General features: G+C 68.7%; 20 protein-coding genes. 9 read left to right on the forward strand and 11 right to left on the reverse strand.

Annotated elements, in window-relative coordinates; translation table 11 throughout:
• Window positions 1–53 precede the first annotated feature (53 nt).
• Entirely contained in the window at window positions 54–590 is a 537-nt protein-coding gene (locus ACLML9_RS08965) for a hypothetical protein (protein ID WP_411945061.1), read from the forward strand.
• 57 nt (window positions 591–647) lie between these two features.
• The gene (locus ACLML9_RS08970; protein ID WP_411945062.1) at window positions 648–1,478 is read left to right on the forward strand and encodes an NAD(P)H-binding protein; all 831 of its coding nucleotides are present in this window, start codon (window positions 648–650) and stop codon (window positions 1,476–1,478) included.
• A 115-nt stretch (window positions 1,479–1,593) separates the two neighbouring features.
• Here the strand turns inward: ACLML9_RS08970 and ACLML9_RS08975 are convergent, their stop codons facing one another.
• A complete protein-coding gene (locus ACLML9_RS08975; RefSeq protein WP_411945063.1) occupies window positions 1,594–1,983 on the reverse strand; it encodes a hypothetical protein in 390 nt (129 codons plus the stop codon).
• Window positions 1,984–2,404: 421 nt separating this feature from the next.
• On the opposite strand from ACLML9_RS08975, the gene ACLML9_RS08980 reads away from it, so the two are divergent.
• Window positions 2,405–2,701, forward strand: a complete 297-nt coding sequence (locus ACLML9_RS08980) for a hypothetical protein (protein ID WP_411945064.1) — start codon at window positions 2,405–2,407, stop codon at window positions 2,699–2,701.
• Between the two features lie 130 nt (window positions 2,702–2,831).
• Here the strand turns inward: ACLML9_RS08980 and ACLML9_RS08985 are convergent, their stop codons facing one another.
• The 4 genes from ACLML9_RS08985 to panB form a co-directional block, all read right to left on the reverse strand.
• Complete coding sequence (locus ACLML9_RS08985) at window positions 2,832–3,713, reverse strand: CHAD domain-containing protein (RefSeq protein ID WP_411945065.1); 882 nt, start codon at window positions 3,711–3,713, stop codon at window positions 2,832–2,834.
• A complete protein-coding gene (pip, locus tag ACLML9_RS08990; protein WP_411945066.1) occupies window positions 3,706–4,677 on the reverse strand; it encodes a prolyl aminopeptidase in 972 nt (323 codons plus the stop codon). The genes ACLML9_RS08985 and pip overlap by 8 nt, the downstream gene beginning before the upstream one ends.
• Window positions 4,677–5,075, reverse strand: coding sequence for a hypothetical protein (locus ACLML9_RS08995; protein ID WP_411945067.1), 399 nt, complete (start codon window positions 5,073–5,075; stop codon window positions 4,677–4,679). The genes pip and ACLML9_RS08995 overlap by 1 nt, the downstream gene beginning before the upstream one ends.
• A 138-nt stretch (window positions 5,076–5,213) precedes the next feature.
• A complete protein-coding gene (gene panB / locus ACLML9_RS09000) occupies window positions 5,214–6,068 on the reverse strand; it encodes a 3-methyl-2-oxobutanoate hydroxymethyltransferase (RefSeq protein WP_411945068.1) in 855 nt (284 codons plus the stop codon).
• Window positions 6,069–6,233: 165 nt separating this feature from the next.
• Between panB and ACLML9_RS09005 the strand changes: the two genes are divergently transcribed.
• The 3 genes from ACLML9_RS09005 to ACLML9_RS09015 all read left to right on the forward strand — a co-directional run bounded on the left by ACLML9_RS09005 (window position 6,234) and on the right by ACLML9_RS09015 (window position 12,270).
• Window positions 6,234–7,784 carry an alpha/beta hydrolase gene (locus ACLML9_RS09005; RefSeq protein WP_411945069.1) on the forward strand — a complete coding sequence of 517 codons (1,551 nt, stop codon included), beginning with the start codon at window positions 6,234–6,236 and terminating at the stop codon, window positions 7,782–7,784.
• 64 nt (window positions 7,785–7,848) lie between these two features.
• Entirely contained in the window at window positions 7,849–9,186 is a 1,338-nt protein-coding gene (gene glnA / locus ACLML9_RS09010) for a type I glutamate--ammonia ligase (protein WP_411945070.1), read from the forward strand.
• A 72-nt stretch (window positions 9,187–9,258) separates the two neighbouring features.
• Window positions 9,259–12,270, forward strand: a complete 3,012-nt coding sequence (locus ACLML9_RS09015; protein WP_411945071.1) for a bifunctional [glutamine synthetase] adenylyltransferase/[glutamine synthetase]-adenylyl-L-tyrosine phosphorylase — start codon at window positions 9,259–9,261, stop codon at window positions 12,268–12,270.
• Here the strand turns inward: ACLML9_RS09015 and ACLML9_RS09020 are convergent.
• Entirely contained in the window at window positions 12,213–12,554 is a 342-nt protein-coding gene (locus ACLML9_RS09020; RefSeq protein ID WP_411945072.1) for an HPr family phosphocarrier protein, read from the reverse strand. The two genes, ACLML9_RS09015 and ACLML9_RS09020, sit on opposite strands and share 58 nt — an antisense overlap.
• 217 nt (window positions 12,555–12,771) lie before the next feature.
• Between ACLML9_RS09020 and ACLML9_RS09025 the strand changes: the two genes are divergently transcribed.
• A complete protein-coding gene (locus ACLML9_RS09025; RefSeq protein ID WP_411945073.1) occupies window positions 12,772–14,211 on the forward strand; it encodes a metallopeptidase in 1,440 nt (479 codons plus the stop codon).
• Window positions 14,212–14,223: 12 nt separating this feature from the next.
• Here ACLML9_RS09025 and ACLML9_RS09030 read toward each other — a convergent pair whose 3' ends face one another.
• Entirely contained in the window at window positions 14,224–15,084 is an 861-nt protein-coding gene (locus ACLML9_RS09030; RefSeq protein ID WP_411945074.1) for a lysophospholipase, read from the reverse strand.
• 135 nt (window positions 15,085–15,219) lie between these two features.
• A complete protein-coding gene (locus ACLML9_RS09035; protein WP_411945075.1) occupies window positions 15,220–15,639 on the reverse strand; it encodes a hypothetical protein in 420 nt (139 codons plus the stop codon).
• Window positions 15,640–15,870: 231 nt separating this feature from the next.
• Between ACLML9_RS09035 and ACLML9_RS09040 the strand changes: the two genes are divergently transcribed.
• A complete protein-coding gene (locus ACLML9_RS09040; protein WP_411945076.1) occupies window positions 15,871–16,608 on the forward strand; it encodes a DUF4191 domain-containing protein in 738 nt (245 codons plus the stop codon).
• Here ACLML9_RS09040 and ACLML9_RS09045 read toward each other — a convergent pair.
• From ACLML9_RS09045 to ACLML9_RS09055, 3 genes are read right to left on the reverse strand one after another with little or no spacing between them, the layout of a single operon-like run.
• On the reverse strand, window positions 16,514–16,879 hold the full coding sequence (locus ACLML9_RS09045) for a DUF2568 domain-containing protein (protein ID WP_411945077.1): 366 nt from the start codon (window positions 16,877–16,879) through the stop codon (window positions 16,514–16,516). The genes ACLML9_RS09040 and ACLML9_RS09045 overlap by 95 nt on opposite strands.
• Window positions 16,861–16,992: a hypothetical protein gene (locus ACLML9_RS09050; RefSeq protein ID WP_411945078.1), complete on the reverse strand. Its 132-nt coding sequence runs from the start codon at window positions 16,990–16,992 to the stop codon at window positions 16,861–16,863. Before ACLML9_RS09050 ends, ACLML9_RS09045 begins: the two co-directional genes overlap by 19 nt.
• A gap of 37 nt (window positions 16,993–17,029) precedes the next feature.
• On the reverse strand, window positions 17,030–17,482 hold the full coding sequence (locus ACLML9_RS09055; RefSeq protein WP_030523996.1) for an RDD family protein: 453 nt from the start codon (window positions 17,480–17,482) through the stop codon (window positions 17,030–17,032).
• 679 nt (window positions 17,483–18,161) lie between these two features.
• Between ACLML9_RS09055 and glnA (ACLML9_RS09060) the strand changes: the two genes are divergently transcribed.
• On the forward strand, window positions 18,162–19,598 hold the full coding sequence (gene glnA / locus ACLML9_RS09060; RefSeq protein WP_411945079.1) for a type I glutamate--ammonia ligase: 1,437 nt from the start codon (window positions 18,162–18,164) through the stop codon (window positions 19,596–19,598).
• Window positions 19,599–19,915: the final 317 nt, after the last annotated feature.

Below are 19,915 nucleotides of genomic sequence, written 5' to 3' on the forward strand. Positions count from 1 at the left end.
TTGTTTCACAGCGGGGGCCACCGAGTGCCCCGTGCCGTCACCAGGGAATCACGATGAGAGCCAGACAATTCGCCGCCGTCGCAGTCGGGGCCGCCGTGTGCGCACTGTCGGCCTGCGCCGCCGATGACGCACCGACCGGCCAGGCCCAGCCCATGACGGTTGTCGCCAGCGAGGAGACCTCGGCGGCGAGCGTGCCCCCCGCAACGAAAACACGTGGGCTGTACGACCCGGCCGAAACCGCGGTCGGTCAGTCCGGTTTGGCGGCGTTCATCGTGTCGGTGGAGGAGGTGAACTCGCAGCAGGGGCCGGTGACCGTGATCACCCTGCAGATCGAGAACATCACCGATGATGTGTGGAACGGCAAGAACTGGACGACGCCGACCGTGGTGTACGGCGCCGCGGGCACCCCGGCTCCCCACGTCAAGTCACCGTCGGAAGGGTTCGGTGACGGCGTGCAGGGCTTGATCCCGCCCGGCAGCCGCCAGACGGTGAAACATGCGTACAAAGTGACCAAGGCGCAGCTGAATCCGGCGGTGGTGACCGCGGGCAGCGTGCTGTGGCAGGGCGATTTCTCGAAGTTCCACCGCTGAGCTCGCCTCGGCGACCGCCGGGGCGGTGACTGCCGCAGGCACAGGGAGGAGATGAGTATGGCGATTCTGGTCACCGGTGCCACCGGGAACATCGGCCGCAAGGTCGTCGATCAGCTGCTGGTCCGGGGTGCGACCGATATCCGCGCGCTCACCGTCGACCCGGCGAAGGCCGCGCTGCCGGCCGGCGTCGAAGCGGTTCGCGGATACCTGCGCCGACCCGAAACGCTGCCCGCCGCGTTCGATGGGGTGGATCGCATGTATCTGGCGTCGATCCCGGACGGCGTGGACGAGGTGGTCGAAGTCGCCCGCGCGGCCGGGGTACGCCATATCGTCGATCTATCCGGCGAACCGGACAGCTGGTGGGGTGCGATCGCGACGGCGGTCGAAGCGAGCGGGATCGCCTGGACCCATCTGTGGCCCGGGGATTTCATGGAGAACACGGGGATGTGGGCGCAGCAGATCCAGGAGACCGGCGCGGTGCGCGAACCCGATCCCGGGGCCGGCAGTACGCCGATCGCGATGGACGATATCGCGGCGGTCGCGGCGGTCGCCCTGACCGCGGACGGCCATCGGGGCCGGGCGTACGCGCTGACCGGTCCGGAGAAACTGAGCCGGGCCGAACTGGTGCGGGAGATCGCCGCCGCGCTGGGCCGGACGATCGATTTCCTGCGCGTCACCCCCGCGGAGACCGTGCGGGCGCTGCGCCCGGCAATGGGCGACACCGCGCAATGGTATGTCGAGAATGTCCTCATCGGGCTGGACGGGCACACATTGCCGCCGAACCGGGTGGTCGAAGAAATAATCGGTCGCCCGGCGACGACCTTCACACAATGGGCCGCGCGATATGCGACCGAATTCTTCGGTGCGGACGCCGCCCGCGGGCGTTGATCGGAAAAACCACCGTTTCGCCCGGGCCGCCCGGATTCGTGCCACTCATCCTTTTCCCGTGAATTCCACGATGCGGCACGACTACGAATTCACCGGTCCGCGGATCGGCGTGCGGCTACCCGTTCGAGCACATGACGGCGACCATCTCGTAGACGGCCCGGGTTTCGGCGTCGGTCGCGTCGGTGCCGCCGGCCGCGAGCCGGTCGGACACCGCGGAGACCACCTCGTCCTCCGGTTCGCCGGCCCGGATCTCGGCGCAGGTTTCGGTGTAGATCCCGGTGATCGCCGCATCGTCGCTGCCTTCGGCCAGGCCGGGGAAGGCGCCGCGGAAGCCGATCACGAAGGAACCGGCCTTGACCTGGTCGATCTGGGCGGTATCAGGAGTCGCGGCGGCTGTCGTCGCCGATGCCGCGGGGGCCGGATCGGTGCCGTCGCTCCGGCAGGCGGCGACGGTGGGCAGGACCGCGACGAGGACGGCGGCGAGCAAGGGGAGAGGTCTGTACACGGCCGGATGGTAACTCCGCGAGATGGACACCGCCCCCCGCCCGGCGGGGGACGACGTTCATCCAGCGGCTACTCAGGCCGAGGGACCGATCACGAACATCTGCGCGAGGGAGGCAGCCTGCTGCGGACCGACGAGGGGGAGCAGATAGTCATAGATGAGAGTGGACATACGTGAGGAAACTCCAGCTCGGATGTAGTCGGATGCTTACGGTTCGCCACAGTATCAGTTGCCAGGTGGGCACGATCTTTTCCGGCGGGATTCGTGCAGAACTGGCATAAATGGTGATCGCCGTCATAAAGTATGCGGGGTCGGCAGGCTCGCCCGGTGCCCTGGAGTTCGCGGAACGAGCCGATTCATACCTATCGGAAGACAGGTCACAACACATATGCGGGTAGCACGTACCTTGGCAACCGGAGCTTTGATGGCCGGGGCCGCATCTGTTCTCGCTACCGTAGGCGCCGGCTCCGCCGGTGCCGTCGCGGTGACACCGCTGCCCGGTGGAGTGCAGGTGGACCTCAGCCCGGCGGATACCCGCTGGGTGGATCAGAACAATATCGGGCAGATGGTGGCGGGTGTTCCGCATCCGTCCGCTCCGTCGTTCGGTCAGGCGCTGGACGCGGCCGCGGCCGTTTCCTCCACCTACCCGAACGGCCGGGTGACTTTCACGGTATTCGGTCCGCTGCACGAACTGAGCGGCTCGATGCTGGCGTTGCAATAGTCCGTACGGATTTCCGTACTGTCGGGCCGGTACCGGGGCAACCCGGTACCGGCCCGGCTCGTTTCCGGCCGGGGCGCTGTGCCTCGCTCTCGAAACCTGCTCTGCCGCTCGGCTTTCGGAACCGGGACTCTCAGGCCGTGTCGATGGCGGCGGCCGCCGCGGGATACTGCGCCAGGTGGCGACCGGCCGCGGTGTCCTCGGCATCGGCCAGTGTCTCGAACAGGGCGGTGTCCTCGCCCGCGGCACGGGCTTCGGCGGCGCGGGCGCGCAGCGCATCGTAGGATTCGACCGCGTCCCGGTGATCGCCCAGCACGGTCTGCAGGTGTTTGGCGCGTTTGCCCAGGTCCGCGGCGGTATCGCCGAGGACCGCGGTGGCGGCTTCGCAGGAATACCGTAAACGCTTGGCACTCTTACGGATATCGTGCAGCAGTTCGACCCGATCGGCGGGTGCCACGGTCGGCTCGGACCGCACCAGGCCCCGCACCCGTTTCCGGTCCTTGCGCAGTACCGTCTCGAACATTTCGCCGGCCGGTACCTCGTCCACCGATTCGCGCAACGGCGGAGCGTCGCGCCATTTCTTCAGCTCCCGCCGCATGGCGCGGTAGCGGTCGCTGTCCAGTGCCGTCAGGACCTCGCCGTGCGCGGCGGCGTACCGGTCGCGTTCGGCGCGGACCAGACGGTCGCGGGTGGGGGCGAGGGCGGCCGACCCGGGATCGGCGTACCGGTCGAGCAGCGTGGTGAAACGTTCGGCGCGGACCTCCGCGTCGCGCGCCACTCCCAGCAGCCCGGCCAGCCAGGCGAGTTCGGTGCGCATCCGGCTGTCGGCGTCCGGCTCGAGCAACTTCTTGTAGGAGCGCAGCACACTGCGCAACCGGCGGGTCGCGACCCGCATCTGATGGACCGAATCGTCGGCGTCGGCCCGCACCTCCGGTTCGGCGGTGAGCAGGCGTTCGATATCGGCGCGTAGCGCGTCGGTAAGGGCGTCGGCCGCCGCGATCTGTTCGTCAGCCATGGGGTTCCACCGTCGCGAAGGTATCGGTCGCCTCGACCAGATGATGGGTGATGCCGGGTTCGGCGGCGGAATGCGCGGCGTCGTCGACGATGTGCAGGCGCGACCCCGGCCACGCGCGGTGCAGATCCCACGCGCTGACCGCGGGGCAGACGATATCGTGGCGGCCCTGCACGATGACCGCGGGAATATGGGTGATCGCGCCGATATCGCGTAGCAGCTGGGCCTCGTCGAGGAAGCCGCCGTGCCGGAAGTAGTGGTTCTCGATCCGGGCGAAGGCGAGGGCGAACCGGGTATCGGAGGTCTCGGCCATCCGCTCGGGGTCGGGGCGCAGCGTACTGGTGGCGCTCTCCCAGGCGGTCCACGCGTGGGCCGCCGCGGTGACGACCTCCGGATCCGCGGAAGTGAACAACCGGTGGTAGGCCTCCACCAGGTCGCCGCCGCGTTCGGCCGCCGGAACCGGGGCGAGGAATTTCGCCCACTCGTCCGGGTAGACGTAGCCGGCGCTGCCGTTGTAGTACCAGTCGATTTCCTTGCGGCGCAGCAGGAATATCCCCCGCAGCACCAGTTCGGTGACCCGCTGCGGATATCGCTGCGCGTAGGCGAGCGCCAGGGTCGAACCCCAGGAACCACCGAAGACCAGCCACCGCTCGATACCGAGTGCGGTGCGCAGCGCTTCGATATCGGCGATGAGATGGGCGGTGGTGTTGACCGAGAGATCGGCCCCGTCGGCGATATGCGGGGTCGAGTGGCCGCAGCCGCGCTGATCGAACAGCACGATCCGGTAGCGGTCCGGGTCGAAGAACCGGCGGTTGTGCGGGATGGTGCCGCCGCCCGGACCGCCGTGCAGGAACACCGCGGGTTTCCCGTCCGGGTTACCGCTGGTCTCCCAGTACACCTCCTGGCCGTCGCCGACCTCGAGCATGCCTCGTTCGTAGGGTTCGATCGGCGGGTACGGCGGGCGCATCAGAACGCCAGGCCGGAGGCCAGGTCGGGGAGTTCGAGCGCCTGCACGGCCTCGTCGTGCACATCGGGGCAGGCCTTGACGGTCACCCGGTCCACCACGGCCTTGTCGGCCAGGACCTGGGCGTTGATCCCGCCGTTGGTGAGCGCCCATTCGTGAACCATGGCGTTGAGGCCGATCCGGCCCAGCGTCGGGCCCTGGACGCGCCAGTTGGACAGCTCGGGGCGCATCATGTCGCACAGGTTCTGGGCCGCCTTGTCGGAGACCTCGAGCGGGGTGGCGGGGGCGGCGCTGCTCATGGTCGCCGAGGTGGTGGCGGAAGCGGACGAGGCGGCCGGAGAAGTGTCCTGCGAACCCGTCTGCACACCGCCGCACGCGGTGAGCAGTATTGCCCCGCACACTCCCGCCACCGTGAGGGCACCCCGTGTTGTCCAACCGCGTCGCCGCATCAGTACCTCAGAACTCGAGAGTCGAAACCGTCGACACCGAGTTTGCCATCCCGCGCCGGAGTGGGGAGCCGTCACGAGCCCGGGTCGGGGTCAGAAACTGTGTTCCGGACCCGGGAACGTGCCGCGGCGTACCTCCTCGGCATAGGCGGCGGCCGCCCCGCGCAGTTCGTCGCCGACGGCGGCGAACCGTTTCACGAACTTCGCGGTCTTTCCACTGGTGAACCCGGCCATGTCCTGCCAGACCAGCACCTGGGCGTCGCAGTCCGCGCCGGCGCCGATACCGACGGTCGGGATGGTGAGCTTGCCGGTGACCTGACCCGCCACCTCGGCCGGGACCATTTCCATCACCACCGAGAACGCGCCCGCGGCCTGAACCGCGATGGCGTCGGCGAGCAATCCCTCGGCGCCCTCGCCGCGGCCCTGGACGCGATAGCCGCCCAGGGTGTTGACGCTCTGCGGAGTGAAGCCGATATGCGCCATCACCGGGATACCGGCGGCGGCGAGCTTCCTGATCTGGTCGGCGACGCGTTCACCGCCCTCCAGTTTCACCGCGTGCGCGCCCCCCTCCTTCATGAACCGGGTGGCCGTGGCGAGGGCCTGCTCAGGGGAGCCCTCGTAGGTACCGAACGGCAGGTCGGCCACCACCAAGGCGTGCGGGGCGCCGCGCACCACGCCGCGGACCAGCGGGATCAGCTCGTCGGTGGTGATGGGCACGGTGGTCTCGTATCCGTACACCACATTGGCGGCCGAATCACCGATCAGCAGTACGGGGATGCCGGCCTCGTCGAAGAGCCGGGCGCTGGAGTAGTCGTAGGCGGTGAGCATCGCCCAGCGTTCACCGGTCGCCTTCATCTGTTGCAGATGCTGAACGCGGGTGGGCCGCCGGGCCGGTTTCGCCGCCGCGGCGGCACCGTAGGCGGGTGATTCCGATGTGGAATCGGGCATGCCTGATAATTCGGACATCATCGTCCCTTTCGTCTCCTCGAGGCCCTGACCGGGTCCCCGGGTCTGGTTGACGCCCTCCAGTGTGCACCCGCGGCCGAGCCCGACTTAAGCCCGCGACCAGGTGCGGTTGGTCACATCCCCGGGTCCGGGCCCGACCCGGCTAGCATGGCGGCAGTGCGGAGCGGGTGTGGAGTGCCGGCGGGTGTGCTGGCAGTGCTGGCTGTAGCGACAGTGCTGGTCGCGGGATGCGCGGACGAGGGCCGGGAGCAACCGGACCCGCCCGCGCCGGTCCCCGCCGAGCTGAGTCGTTTCTACGGCCAGACCCCGGCCTGGGAGCCGTGTGCCGGCTACACCGACCCGGGCGAAGCGCTGCCCCCGGCGGCGCAGTGCGCACGGATCGAGGTCCCCGTCGACTACGGCGACCCGGATGGCCCGACCGCGCAGCTCGCGGTGTCCCGGATGCGCGCGACCGGCGACAAGATCGGTTCGCTGCTGATCAACCCCGGCGGTCCGGGTATGTCCGGGCTGTCCACGGTGATGCTGGCCGGCGGGACCGAGCTGGCCGATCGGTTCGACCGGGTGGGGTTCGATCCGCGCGGGGTCGGCGCCTCCACGCCCGCGGTCGACTGCCTGACCCCGCAGGAAGCCGATGCCGAGCGGGCCGAACTCCCGGAGCCCAACACGCCGGAGGGGATCGCCGCGGCCGAGACCGAGAACCGGGAATACGCCGACCGCTGCGTGACCCGCACCGGTACGGAATTCCTCGCCCATGTCGGCACCCGCGAGGTGGTCCAGGATATGGACATCATGCGGGCGGTGCTGGGTGATCGGAAGCTGACCTATCTCGGTTATTCCTACGGCACCCGGCTGGGGACCGCGTACGCGGAGAAGTTCCCGGGCAATGTCCGTGCCATGGTCCTCGACGGCGCCATCGATCCCGCGCAGGACCCGGTCGCCGAATCGCTACGCCAGGCAGCGGGTTTCCAGAAGGCTTTCGACGCGTATGCCGCGGACTGCGTCCAATCACCGGACTGCCCGCTCGGTACCGATCCGGCGCAGGCGGTGCCGCGGTTCCGGGCCCTGGTGGATCCGCTGTGGAACGCGCCCGCCGCCACCACCGACCCCCGCGGCCTCGGCTACGACGATGCGATCACCGGTGTGCAGCAGACCCTGTACGGCGAGGATTTCTGGCCGGTGCTCACCATCGGGCTCACCGAGTTGTCCCAGGGCCGCGGCGATACGCTGCTACAGCTCGCCGATATGTACAACGGCCGCCGCGACGACGGCACCTACAGCAATCTCACCGACGCCTTCGACGCGATCCGCTGTGTGGACGACCCGCGGGTCACCGATCGCGCGGTCGCCGGCCGGCAGGACACCGAATATCGCCGGGCCGCCCCGTTCCTGGACGACGGCCGTGGCACCGGAGCGGCGCCGCTGGAACTGTGCGCGCAGTGGCCGGTGCCGAACACCAGCCGGCCGCACGATATCTCCGTCGAGGGGCTGCCCCGGCTGGTGGTGGTGTCCACCACCGGCGATCCGGCCACGCCATACCAGGCGGGCGTCGACCTGGCCCACCAGCTCGGTGCGGCACTGATCACTCACGAGGGCGACAGCCATACGGTGGTCTTCAACGGCGGCGCCACCTGCGTGGACGATGCGGTTGTGCGCTACCTGGTGGACCTCGAGCCCCCCGCCGAGGGCCTACGCTGTTGATCCGACACACAGCGCAGCGCGTCATGTAACACGGATTTAACGCCGGGTGCCTACTCTCGCGGTCATGGATCGCCAGAAGGAATTCGTGCTGCGGACGCTCGAAGAGCGGGACATCCGCTTCGTACGTCTCTGGTTCACCGACGTACTGGGCTATCTCAAGTCCGTCGCCATCGCGCCCGCCGAGCTCGAGGGAGCTTTCGAAGAGGGCATCGGATTCGACGGATCGGCGATCGAAGGGTTCGCCCGGATCTCCGAGGCCGATATGGTGGCCCGGCCCGATCCGTCGACCTTCCAGGTGCTGCCGTGGTCCTCCAGCAAAGGCCACCAGCATTCCGCCCGGATGTTCTGCGATATCACCATGCCCGACGGGTCGCCGTCGTGGGCCGATCCGCGCCATGTGCTGCGGCGTCAGCTCAACAAGGCGGGGGATGTCGGCTTCAGCTGCTATGTGCATCCGGAGATCGAGTTCTTCCTGCTGAAGAACCAGCCCGACGGCGTCGACCCGATCCCCGCCGACAGCGGCGGCTTCTTCGACCAGGCGGTCCACGATTCCGCGCCGAACTTCCGGCGCCACGCCATCGACGCGCTCGAATCCATGGGTATCTCGGTGGAGTTCAGCCATCACGAGGGCGCGCCCGGCCAGCAGGAGATCGACCTGCGCTACGCCGACGCCCTGTCCATGGCCGACAATGTGATGACCTTCCGCTATCTGATCAAGGAAGTGGCCATCGACGAGGGCGTGCGCGCCACGTTCATGCCCAAACCGTTCGCCCGGTACCCGGGCTCGGCCATGCACACGCATATGAGCCTGTTCGAGGGCGAGGCGAACGCGTTCTCCGATCCGGACGACCCGGACAACCTGTCCGCGACGGCGCGCGCCTTCATCGCGGGCATCCTCGAACACGCGCACGAGATCAGCGCCATCACCAACCAGTGGGTGAACTCCTACAAGCGGCTCATCCACGGCGGCGAGGCGCCGACCGCGGCCTCGTGGGGCCGGTCCAACCGGTCGGCGCTGGTCCGGGTGCCCATGTACACCCCGAACAAGTCGTCGTCGCGGCGCGTCGAGATCCGCAGCCCCGATTCCGCCTGCAACCCGTACCTGACCTTCGCGGTCCTGCTCGCGGCCGGCCTGCGCGGTGTCGAGAAGGGCTACACGCTGCCGCCGGAGGCCGAGGACGACGTCTGGTCGCTCACCGCCGCCGAACGGCGTGCCATGGGGTTCAAGGAACTGCCCGGCACACTGGACGAGGCACTGCACGCGATGGAGCGCTCGGAGCTGGTCGCCGAAACGCTCGGTGAGCACGTATTCGATTTCTTCCTGCGCAACAAGCGTCGGGAATGGTCGGATTACCGTGCCCAGGTGACGCCGTTCGAGCTGCGCGAATACCTCGGCCTCTGATCTCGCCCCTCATCCGCCCGGCGACCGAGGGGTCCGGCACATTTCGAGCCCGGTTGTCGGTACCTTGAGCTCATGGTCCGCCCACCGTCCGCCCGGTCCGCCGTCCCCGGCGTCGGCCGCCTGGGATTGCTCGACCCGTCGGCCGCCGATTCGCTGAAAACGCTCGGCTGGGACAATATCGAGAGCATTCCGGTGCTGTGGTCGCTGTCGCGGTCACCGGATGCCGACCTCGCGCTGAACACGCTGATCAGGTTGTCCGAGGCGCTCGGGAACGAGTGGGCCGAGCTGGATTCGGCGATCCGGGCCGAGACGACGCTGCGCGGCCGGCTGTTCGCGCTGCTGGGTTCCTCCACCGCGCTGGGCGATCATCTGGTGGCCGATCCGGGGGCCTGGGTGCTGTTGCGCCGGGAGGAGCTACCCGACCGTGACGAGCTGATCGCCGATCTGCTCGCGGTCGTCGGCGGCGTACCGGAGTCCGGGCCCAATGCCGCGCCGATGCTGTACCGGGCCACCGAATCCGGACCGGAAGTGGTCGCGGCGCTGCGCAAGCGGTACCGCGATCAACTCATGCTGCTGGCGGCCGTCGATCTGGCCGCCACCGTCGAGGACGAGCCGGTGATCCCCTACGAGCTGGTGGGCCGTCAGCTCACCGCGCTCGCCGACGCCGCGCTCACCGCCGCGCTGGCGGTGGCGGTGGCCCGGGTGTGCCGGGACGAGCCGTGCCCGGTGCGGCTGGCCGTGATCGCCATGGGCAAGAGCGGCGCGTGCGAACTCAACTACGTCAGCGATGTCGATATCGTCTTCGTCGCCGAACCCGCCGATGCCGTCGCCACCCGCCTGGCCGCCGAACTGATGACCGTGGGTTCCTCGGCCTTCTTCGAGGTCGACGCCGCGCTGCGGCCCGAGGGCAAGGCCGGCGCCCTGGTGCGCACGCTCGATTCCCATCTGGCCTACTACCAGCGCTGGGCGCGGACCTGGGAGTTCCAGGCGCTGCTCAAGGCCCGGCCGATGACCGGCGATCTGGAACTCGGCGAACAGTACCGGTCGGCCACCGACGCGCTGGTGTGGACGGCCTCCGAGCGGCCGGACTTCGTCCCGGATGTGCAGGCGATGCGGCGCCGGGTGGAGGATCTGGTGCCCGCCGACCTGCGCGAGCGCGAACTCAAACTCGGCAGCGGCAGCCTGCGCGATGTGGAGTTCGCGGTGCAGCTGCTGCAACTCGTGCACGGCCGGGTCGATCCGAAACTCCACGTCCAGGGCACCGTGGAAGCCCTCGCGGCGCTCGCCGCGCGCGGATACGTGGGCCGCGAGGATGCCGCGAATCTCACGGCCTCCTACGAATTCCTGCGTCTGCTCGAACATCGGCTGCAGTTGCAGCGGCTCAAACGCACCCATACGCTGCCCGCCGCCGACGACGAGGAAGGTATGCGCTGGCTGGCCCGCGCCGCGCATATCCGCCCCGACGGTAGACGTGATGCCGCGGGAGTGTTGCAGGCCGAGCTGCGGCGGCAGACGGGCCGGATCCGCCGGTTGCACACCAAACTCTTCTACCGGCCGCTGCTGGAATCGGTGGCCCGGCTGGACTCCGACGCGCTGCGCCTGAGCCCGGACGCCGCCGTCCGGCAGCTCGCCGCGCTCGGGTACGCCTCGCCCGAGCACGCGCTCAGCCATCTGCGCGCATTGACCAGCGGTGTCTCGCGAAAGGGCCGGATCCAGGCGGTACTGCTGCCGACCCTGCTGGAGTGGCTCGGTGAGACTCCCGACCCCGATGCCGGGCTGCTCGCCTATCGGCGGGTGTCGGAAGGGCTGGTGGATCAGGACTGGTATCTGCGGGTGCTGCGCGACGAGGGCGCGGTCGGGCAGCGGCTGATGATGGTGCTGGGTTCCTCGGCGTATCTGCCGGATCTGCTGATCAACGCCCCCGAGACCATCCGCATGTACGCCGACGGTCCGCACGGACCGCTACTGCTGCGCACCCAGCCGGTCGAGGTGGCCAATGGCATCCTCACCGCCGCCGACCGCTACACCGACCCCAGGCGGGCCGTGGCCACCGCCCGTTCCCTGCGCCGGCACGAACTCGCCCGGGTGGCGTCGGCGGATCTGCTGGGTCTGCTGGACGTGCCACAGGTCTGTGCCGCCCTGTCCGCGGTGTGGGTGGCGGTGCTCGAGGCATCGTTGCGCGCGGTGATCCGGGCGAGTGTCGCCGAACGGGGCGCACCCGCGCCCGCCGATTTCGCGGTGATCGGGATGGGCCGGCTGGGCGGCCGGGAACTCGGCTACGGCTCCGATGCCGATGTGCTGTTCGTCTGCGATCCACGGCCCGGCGCGGACGAGCACGTCGCCGTGAAATGGGCCAACGGTATCGCCGAGCAGCTGCAGAAACTGCTCGGCGCCCCCAGCACCGATCCGCCGCTGCAGGTCGATGCGGGCCTGCGGCCGGAGGGACGCAGCGGCGCGCTCGTGCGCACCCTCGCCGCCTACGACGCCTACTACCGTCAGTGGGCGCAGCCGTGGGAGGTGCAGGCGCTGCTGCGCGCCCACCAGGTCGCCGGCGATCAGCGACTGGGCCTGCGTTTCCTGCATACGATCGACGGGGTGCGCTATCCGGCGGGCGGGGTCTCCGCCGATGCGGTCCGCGAGATCCGCCGTATCAAGGCCCGAGTCGATTCCGAACGGCTGCCCCGCGGCGCCGACCCGGCCACCCACACCAAACTGGGTCGCGGTGGCCTCGCCGATATCGAATGGACCGTCCAACTGCTGCAATTGCGGCACGCGCACGAGATCCCGGCCCTGCACAACACCTCGACGCTGGAATCGCTCGATGTGATCGAACAAGCGGAGCTGCTGAGCCCGATGGACACCGACCTGCTGCGTCAGTCGTGGCTCACCGCGACCGCGGCCCGCAACGCGCTGGTCCTGGTGCGCGGTAAACCTTCCGACCAGTTGCCCGGCCCGGGCACCATGCTGTCGGCGGTGGCCCGGGTGGCGGGCTGGCCCACCGACGACGGCGGTGAGTTCCTCGACAACTACCTGCGGATCACCCGCCGGGCCCGAGCTGTGGTGGAGCGGGTCTTCGGCGTCTGATCGACGTCCGGAGCGGTCAGGGCCCGGAACCGGGTGACGAGTTCCTCCAGCGCTCGGCGGTCCGCCGGATCGGCCGGGCGGTAACCGCCCTGCGCGGTGATCGTCACCCGGGTGCCCTTGCGGATCCCGAGGTCGGACCAGCACCAGGGGAGCACCGGCAGATTCACCGAGCGGTCGTTGGCGGCGACGGTGACCCGCGAGGTACCGCCCGGTAGGCAGAACGCCAGTTCCTCGGCGGCCACGGCCGTCAACGGGCCGGGCGAACGGAACTCCTCGATGTACACCGGGCCTCCTCGGGACGGATGGAGTTCAGTGTAGGACCGGACCGGGTGCTATCGGCCGCCCCGACGACTCCTATACCGCAGAGTGAACGAGCCGACTGTACTTCAGCGCTGTACGCCGTTGCCCGCCTTGTGATTCGATATTCCTCGGCGCGGTCGCGGCGGTATCGCGATCGGGCGGCACCGGCCCGCGGGTCCGGGCAGGAACGGGGAGGCGGAAATGGCCAGGACACAGTGGTCACGGCTGGTCGTCGCGGTGGCGGCGGCGGTATTGACGGTTTCGGCGCTGTCGGCGTGCTCGCAGGCCAATTCGACACAGCGCGATGTCGAGAACCCGTGGCAGATCACGGGGGCCACGACCAGCACGGGGCCCAGCGGTCCCCGGGAGGGCGTACCCGACACCGACCGGCAGGCCGAAAACGGTGACGGCGGCGAGATGGACCGGCTCGCGCTCAACGCGGTCGCCGATATCGAGGAATTCTGGACGGAGAACTATCCGGCCACCTTCCCGGGCGAATTCCGCCCGGTATCGGAACTCATCTCCTGGGATGCCACTGCCCCCGAACGCGACTCGGTCGAGTTCTGCACGGTCAGCACCCATGAACTGGTGAATGCCGCCTATTGCGGAACGGACGAGACCATCGGCTGGGACCGCGGCGTACTGTTGCCGGAACTGGTCGACCAGTTCGGCGACATGGCCGTGGTGATGGTGCTCGCCCACGAATACGGGCACGCCCTGCAGATACCCGCCGGGATCGCGACCGAGAACTCCCCGGGGCTGGTCACCGAACAGCAGGCCGATTGCCTGGCCGGCGTCTTCCTGCGGCATGTGGCCGAGGGCGATTCCCGGCATTTCACGCTCAACACCACCGAGGGTCTCAACGGTGTTCTGGGCGCCACCGTCGCGGTCCGCGACCGGGATCCCGACGACCCGGACAATGTGCACGGCAGCGCCTTCGAGCGGGTCACGGCGGTCCAGATGGGCTATACGGACGGCGCCGAGGCGTGTGCGCAGATCGACGAGCAGGAGATCGAGGAGCGCCGGTCCGGCCTCCCGGTGACCTTCGAGGAACCCGGAGAGGAGTACCTGCAGCTGGAGGTCACCGAGGATTCCCTCGCGGATATGGCCGCCGCGCTCGCCGATATCCTGCCGGTCACCGGTTCACCCGAATACGACTACGACGGCGTGCCGGCCCACTGCTCCGATACCACCCCCACCGCGCCCGTCGCGTACTGCCCGGTCACCGATGTGATCGGCACGGATGTCGAGGCGCTCGCCGAGCGCGCAGGCGAAACGGGCGGCGAAGAGGAACCGCTGTCGGCCATTGTCGCCGGCGACTACAACGCCTTCGTGGTGTTCGTCTCCCGCTACACTCTCGCCTACCAGAACGACAAACAGCTCTCCCTGGTCGGCGCCGAGACGGCGGGGCTGCGTACCGCCTGTCTGTCGGGTGTGGTCACCACGGCGCTGAGCAGGGAAAACAGCAATCCGCGCCTCTCCGCGGGCGATCTGGACGAGGCGGTCTCGGGCCTGCTCGCCGACGGCATGGCCGCCGGCGATGTCAACGGCGATGTGGTCCCCGAGGGCTATCTACGGCTGGACGCGTTCCGGTTGGGCGTGCTCGAAGGCGAGAGCGCCTGCCTCGCGGAGTACGAGTAGACGCACCGGCGCTCACTCTCCGGTGACCCGCGCGTCCAGCCAGGCGACCACATCGGCGAGTACCTGATCGCGTTCGGGCTCGTTGAAGATCTCGTGGTAGAGCCCGTCGTAGCGGCGGACGGTGAGATCGGTGGTGCCCGCGCGCTGTTCGATCCGATCCGTACTCGCCGGGGCGGCGATGGCGTCACCGGTTCCGTGCAGCGCGAGCGTCGGAACCCGCAACTCCGGCAGGCGGTCGAGCACGGCGCCGGCGGCCGTGAGGATCTCGGTCGCCGTGCGGGCGGGCAGTTTCCCGCGGAACACCAGCGCGTCGCTGTCGTAGGCCGCCACGACCGCCGGGTCACGGCTGATCTGGGACGAATCGAGTTTCAGCACACCCAGATTCGGTGCCAACCGGGTGAGCACCGGGGCCAGCAGCCGCTGCGCCGGATTTCCGGCGTCGATGAGCAACGGCGGCGCCGAGACCACCACCCCGGCCACATCCAGTGGCGCCCTGGTCGCCAGGTACAGGGTGATCAGGGCACCCATGGAATGCCCGATCACGAACGCCGGTACGCCGGGGTGTTCCGTGCGCGCCAGATCGAGGAGAGCCGCCACATTGTCGGCGGCGTTGCCGATCGACCCGATATTGGCGCGCGAGCCCGCGTCGGCGGATTCCCCGTGCCCCACATGGTCGAACGCGTACACCGCGAACCCGGCGGTCGCCAGGGTCCGTGCGACGTACTCGTAGCGACCCGAATGCTCGGCCACACCGTGCACGAGGACGATCACCCCGCGCACCGCCCTCGCGGGCACCCAGGAACGCCGGCTCAGCCGGTGCCCGGCGTGCTCGAACTCCCCACGCTCCACTCGTATTTCCTGGTCGCTGGTCACAAGGCCTCCTTCGAAGTCGGTACGTGCGAACGGCGGAGGCCGTAGCGAAGGCGGAGGTACCACCTCATCGGGTCCTCCCTCGGAGTTGGTTCATATGGTCGGCGGAGGCCGTAGCGAAGGCGGAGGTTAATCCCCTCAGCCGGCCTGTTCCGGCTCGGCGAGCGCGGTGAGCAGGCGCCGGTTGAAGTCGATGAGGCGAGCGTAGTTCACCCGGGACAGCCGCTCGTCGTTTCCGTGTATCCGTTCCAGATCCGCGGCCGTGATCCGGATCGGGGCGAAATTGCAGCGGGTGGCGGCCAGATCGTCGTAGTGGCGGGAGTCGGTGGCGCCGGGGACGAGGCCGGTGGTCACCGCGGCGCCGGGCACCACCTGTTCGGTGAGGCGCGGATCCCCGCCCCGCCAGGTGTAGAGCCGGCTGTGCCCGAAGCGCTCGAGTCCGAGTTCGGCGTGCACCCGGGGAAACGACCGCTCCAGGTGCTCGGCGAGGCGCCGGAACTCCGCATCGGCTGCCGGGCCGGAGCCGACGAGGCCCGGCTCGGGCTCCTCCCGGGACACCGCAGCGCAGCGCAGCGCTGCGGCCAGGCGCTCCGCCGTCGCGTCGTCGACCGCGGTGCGCCGGCCGCAGGATCGGCCTCCAGCTCGGTGGACATCCCTGCATTCTCCTCGCCCGCGCAACCCCCGGCCCGGACCGTCCGGCGGTGCGGTGCCGGTCCCCGGGCGCCGCCGCCTGCGGCCGGAGTCCGTCCCGTCGCCGGAGCGTCGCGGCCGGGCATTATTCTGGGAGCCATGGCAGCAGGCAAGCCCGACAAAGAGGCGAAGGCCGCGGCGAAAGCGGCGCGCAAAGCACAGTCGAAGGAACGTCGTCAGCAGATCTGGCAGGCGTTCCAGATGCAGCGCAAAGAGGACAAGCTGCTGCTGCCGCTGATGATCGGCGCGGTGGTCGTCACCACACTGGTGCTGTTCGGTATCGGCTTCCTCTTCGGTGTGCAGTGGTTCCTGCTGCCCTTGGGCCTGCTGCTCGGTCTGCTGTTCGCCTTCATCATCTTCGGCCGCCGTGTGCAGAAATCCGTCTACGGAAAAGCCGAGGGCCAGGCCGGTGCCGCCGCGTGGGTGCTGGACAACCTGCAGGGCAAATGGCGGGTCAGCAACGGTATCGCCGCCACCACCCAGCTCGACGCCGTGCACCGGGTGATCGGTCTGCCCGGGGTGGTCTTCGTGGGGGAGGGAGCGCCGCAACGGCTGCGGTCGCTGCTGGCCCAGGAGAAGAAGCGCACCGCCCGGCTCATCGGTGACACCCCGATCTACGACGTGGTGATCGGCAACGAGGAGGGGCAGGTCCCGCTGAAGGAACTCCAGCGTTACCTGACCAAACTCCCGCGCAATATCGACACCAAGCGGATGGATCAGATCGAGGGCCGGCTCAGTGCCCTCAGCTCGCGCAGTGGGGGTCCGGCCATGCCCAAGGGGCCGATGCCGACCAATGCCAAGATGCGGGGTATGCAGCGCACCATCCGCCGCCGCTGACCCGGTGCGGCCGGTGGCTCAGCGGCGCAACAGCCAGAGCACCCGGTTGTAGGCGAGCAGGTGGTAGGCCGGCAGGATCGCGGCGGACACCAGCGCGAGCCGCGGTAGCCCGGCGAAACAGCGCGGCCGCGCCGCCGAACAGCACGGCGAACTCGACCAGCAGTCGTATCGCGCCGGGGACCGCGACCGGAGCCGCCCCGGAGCGGCTCGGATCGTCCGGTACCGCGATAACACCCCAGGCCGTCGCCGCGATCACGGGGAGCAGTACCACCAGCAGCCACCGTCCCGGCCCCCCGTCAGCCGCCGGCCGAGCACCCCGGCCGAAACCAGGGCGGTGAGTTCGAGCAGGAATCGAAGTCCGAGCGGTACCGGATTCAGTGGCACGGCGTGAGCGTAACCGGGCGCCACCGGTGGTAAGTGGTCAGCGAGAACGCACCACCGCGGTGCCGGTCGCGCGATCGTGCATCCCGCGTCCGTCCGCGTCGGTGAACAGCGCGGGGATCACGAACACCAGCAGCACCTGACGGCCGAGTGCCCGCAGGAACCCTACCGGCGCCTCGGCATCGACCCGAGTCACTCGGATGCGCAGGAAATACTGCCCGGGGGTGAATCCGAACAGCGTCACCGCCGCCACCCCGATCACGAACCAGAGCCCCAGGTTCACCGACGAGGCCGGCATACCCTGCGCGATCAACGCCGAGATACCGACCGCGATGAGCCAGTCCACCAGCATCGCGACCACGCGGCGGAACATCCCCGGTAGCGACCCGGCGCCCTCCCGCGGCAGACCCAGGCCCGACCCGGCGTAATCGTCGCTGCCGGTACCGGGGGCGACGGGAGGTCCGGAGAGCCAGGAACCGGTGATACGTGCCATGCAACCCAGAATAGGCGTACCTCCGCATACGCTCCGGCCTGCGCTCTGTGCGTACCTCCGCATACGCTCCGGCCTGCGGTCTGTGCGTACCTCCGCATACGCTCCGGCCTGCGCTCTGTGCGTACCTCCGCCTGCGCTTCCGGCCTGCGCTGTGTGCGTACCTGCGCCTGCGCTTCCGGCCTGCGCTGTGTGCGTACCTGCGCCTGCGATCCGGCCTGCGCTGTGTGCGTACCTCCGTCTGCGATCCGGCCTGCGCTGTGTGCGTACCTAAGCCTGCCCTCTCTGCGTACCATCGCCTGCGTCTCCGGCCATGCGCTCTCGAGCACCTCCGCGTCCGCTTCGGTCGTGCGCTGTTCGTATACCTGTGCATCCACTCGCCGGCCGCGGATTGTGGATAGGCTTCGCCTCGACCGCGCTGTCGGCGATGTGCGGCGCCCGAGTGCCGGGCGGCCTCCGTTACATGGGGTTCTCGCAGGATGCCGGGCATAAAGGGCCGCCCCGGACCGAGGCCCCCGGACGGAACCCGCAGTTCGTGGCGTGGCCGAGGACACGCCGCCGACCCGACGTGTAACACTGGCGAAACACACTCTTGACTGGCGGGAAACACCCTGTCCATAGCGTCGGGTCGCGACGCCCCGCACTCGATACTGGCTGGGAATCTATCCGTAAGGAGAACCAAGTGACGTTCAGCACGGCCGACGAGGTCATCAAGTACATCGCGGATTCGGAGGTCGAATATGTCGACATCCGCTTCAGCGATCTGCCCGGTGTGCAGCAGCACTTCTCCATCCCGGCGAAGGCCTTCACGACCGATCTCGCCGAAGAGGGCCTGGCCTTCGACGGTTCTTCGGTACGCGGTTTCCAGTCCATCGACGAGTCCGACATGCTGCTGCTGCCCGACTACAGCACCGCGCAGCTCGACCCGTTCCGTGCGGCGAAGACGCTCAATATGAACTTCTTCGTGCACGACCCCTTCACCCGTGAGGCGTACTCGCGCGACCCGCGCAATATCGCCCGCAAAGCGGAGGAGTACCTGCGCTCGACCGGTATCGCCGATACCGCGTTCTTCGGCGCCGAGGCCGAGTTCTACATCTTCGACTCGGTGCGCTACGACTCGCAGATGAACGGCGCCTTCTACCAGGTCGAGTCCATCTCCGGGTCCTGGAACACCGGCGCGGCCACCAACCCCGACGGCAGCCCGAACCGCGGCTACAAGGTCCGTAACAAGGGCGGGTACTTCCCGGTCGCCCCCTACGACCACTATGTCGACCTGCGCGACAAGATCTCCACCAACCTGCAGAACGCCGGGTTCGAACTGGAGCGCGGCCACCATGAGGTCGGCACCGCAGGCCAGGCCGAGATCAACTACAAGTTCAACACCCTGCTGGCCGCGGCCGACGATCTGCAGCTGTTCAAGTACATCGTCAAGAACACCGCGTGGGCCGAGGGCAAGACCGTCACCTTCATGCCGAAGCCGTTGTTCGGTGACAACGGCTCGGGTATGCACGCGCACCAGTCGCTGTGGAAGGACGGCAAGCCGCTGTTCCACGACGAGGCCGGCTACGGCGGCCTGTCCGACCTGGCCCGCCACTACATCGGCGGCATCCTGCACCACGCGCCGTCGCTGCTGGCGTTCACCAACCCCACCGTGAACTCCTACCACCGCCTGGTCCCGGGCTACGAGGCCCCGATCAACCTGGTGTACTCGCAGCGCAACCGCTCCGCCGCGGTCCGCATCCCGGTCACCGGCAACAACCCGAAGGCCAAGCGCATCGAGTTCCGCGCGCCGGACTCCTCGGGCAACCCGTACCTGGCCTTCGCCGCCATGCTGATGGCCGGCCTGGACGGCATCAAGAAGAAGATCGAGCCGCTGGCCCCCGTCGACAAGGATCTCTACGAGCTCCCGCCGGAGGAGGCCAAGAACATCCCGCAGGCCCCCACCAGCCTGGCGTCGGTGATCGACCGCCTCGAGGCGGACCACGAGTACCTCACCGAGGGCAATGTCTTCACCGAGGACCTGATCGACACCTGGATCAGCATCAAGCGTGAGCAGGAGATCGCCCCGGTGAACCTGCGGCCGCACCCGTACGAATTCGAGCTCTACTTCGACGTGTAAACCGCTATAGCGGTCTGATCTGCGGCGGAGAAGCTGCTAAGCGCCTTCCGTCGGCAATGCGTCCGCAGTAGTTCCAGGCGAGTCCATCCGTTCCGTGATCGCTTCACCGATTGCGGTTCGGGTGGACTCGTCTGTGTCGGGCCAGAGATGGCTACAGGTGTCGAGAGTGCTCTTGGATGCGGCGGAAGGCACGTACACCGTCGTGGATACCAGCACAGAGGACTAGTGTTCCGCGCCTGGAATTCGTTGTAAATATGAGGCGAGTCGTTCGAGGATCTCATCAGAGGTCTTGGTCCACACGAACGGTGTGGGGTTCT

Origin of the sequence: Nocardia sp. NPDC002869 (assembly GCF_046764065.1) — a bacterium.
Classification (GTDB): domain Bacteria; phylum Actinomycetota; class Actinomycetes; order Mycobacteriales; family Mycobacteriaceae; genus Nocardia; species Nocardia rhamnosiphila.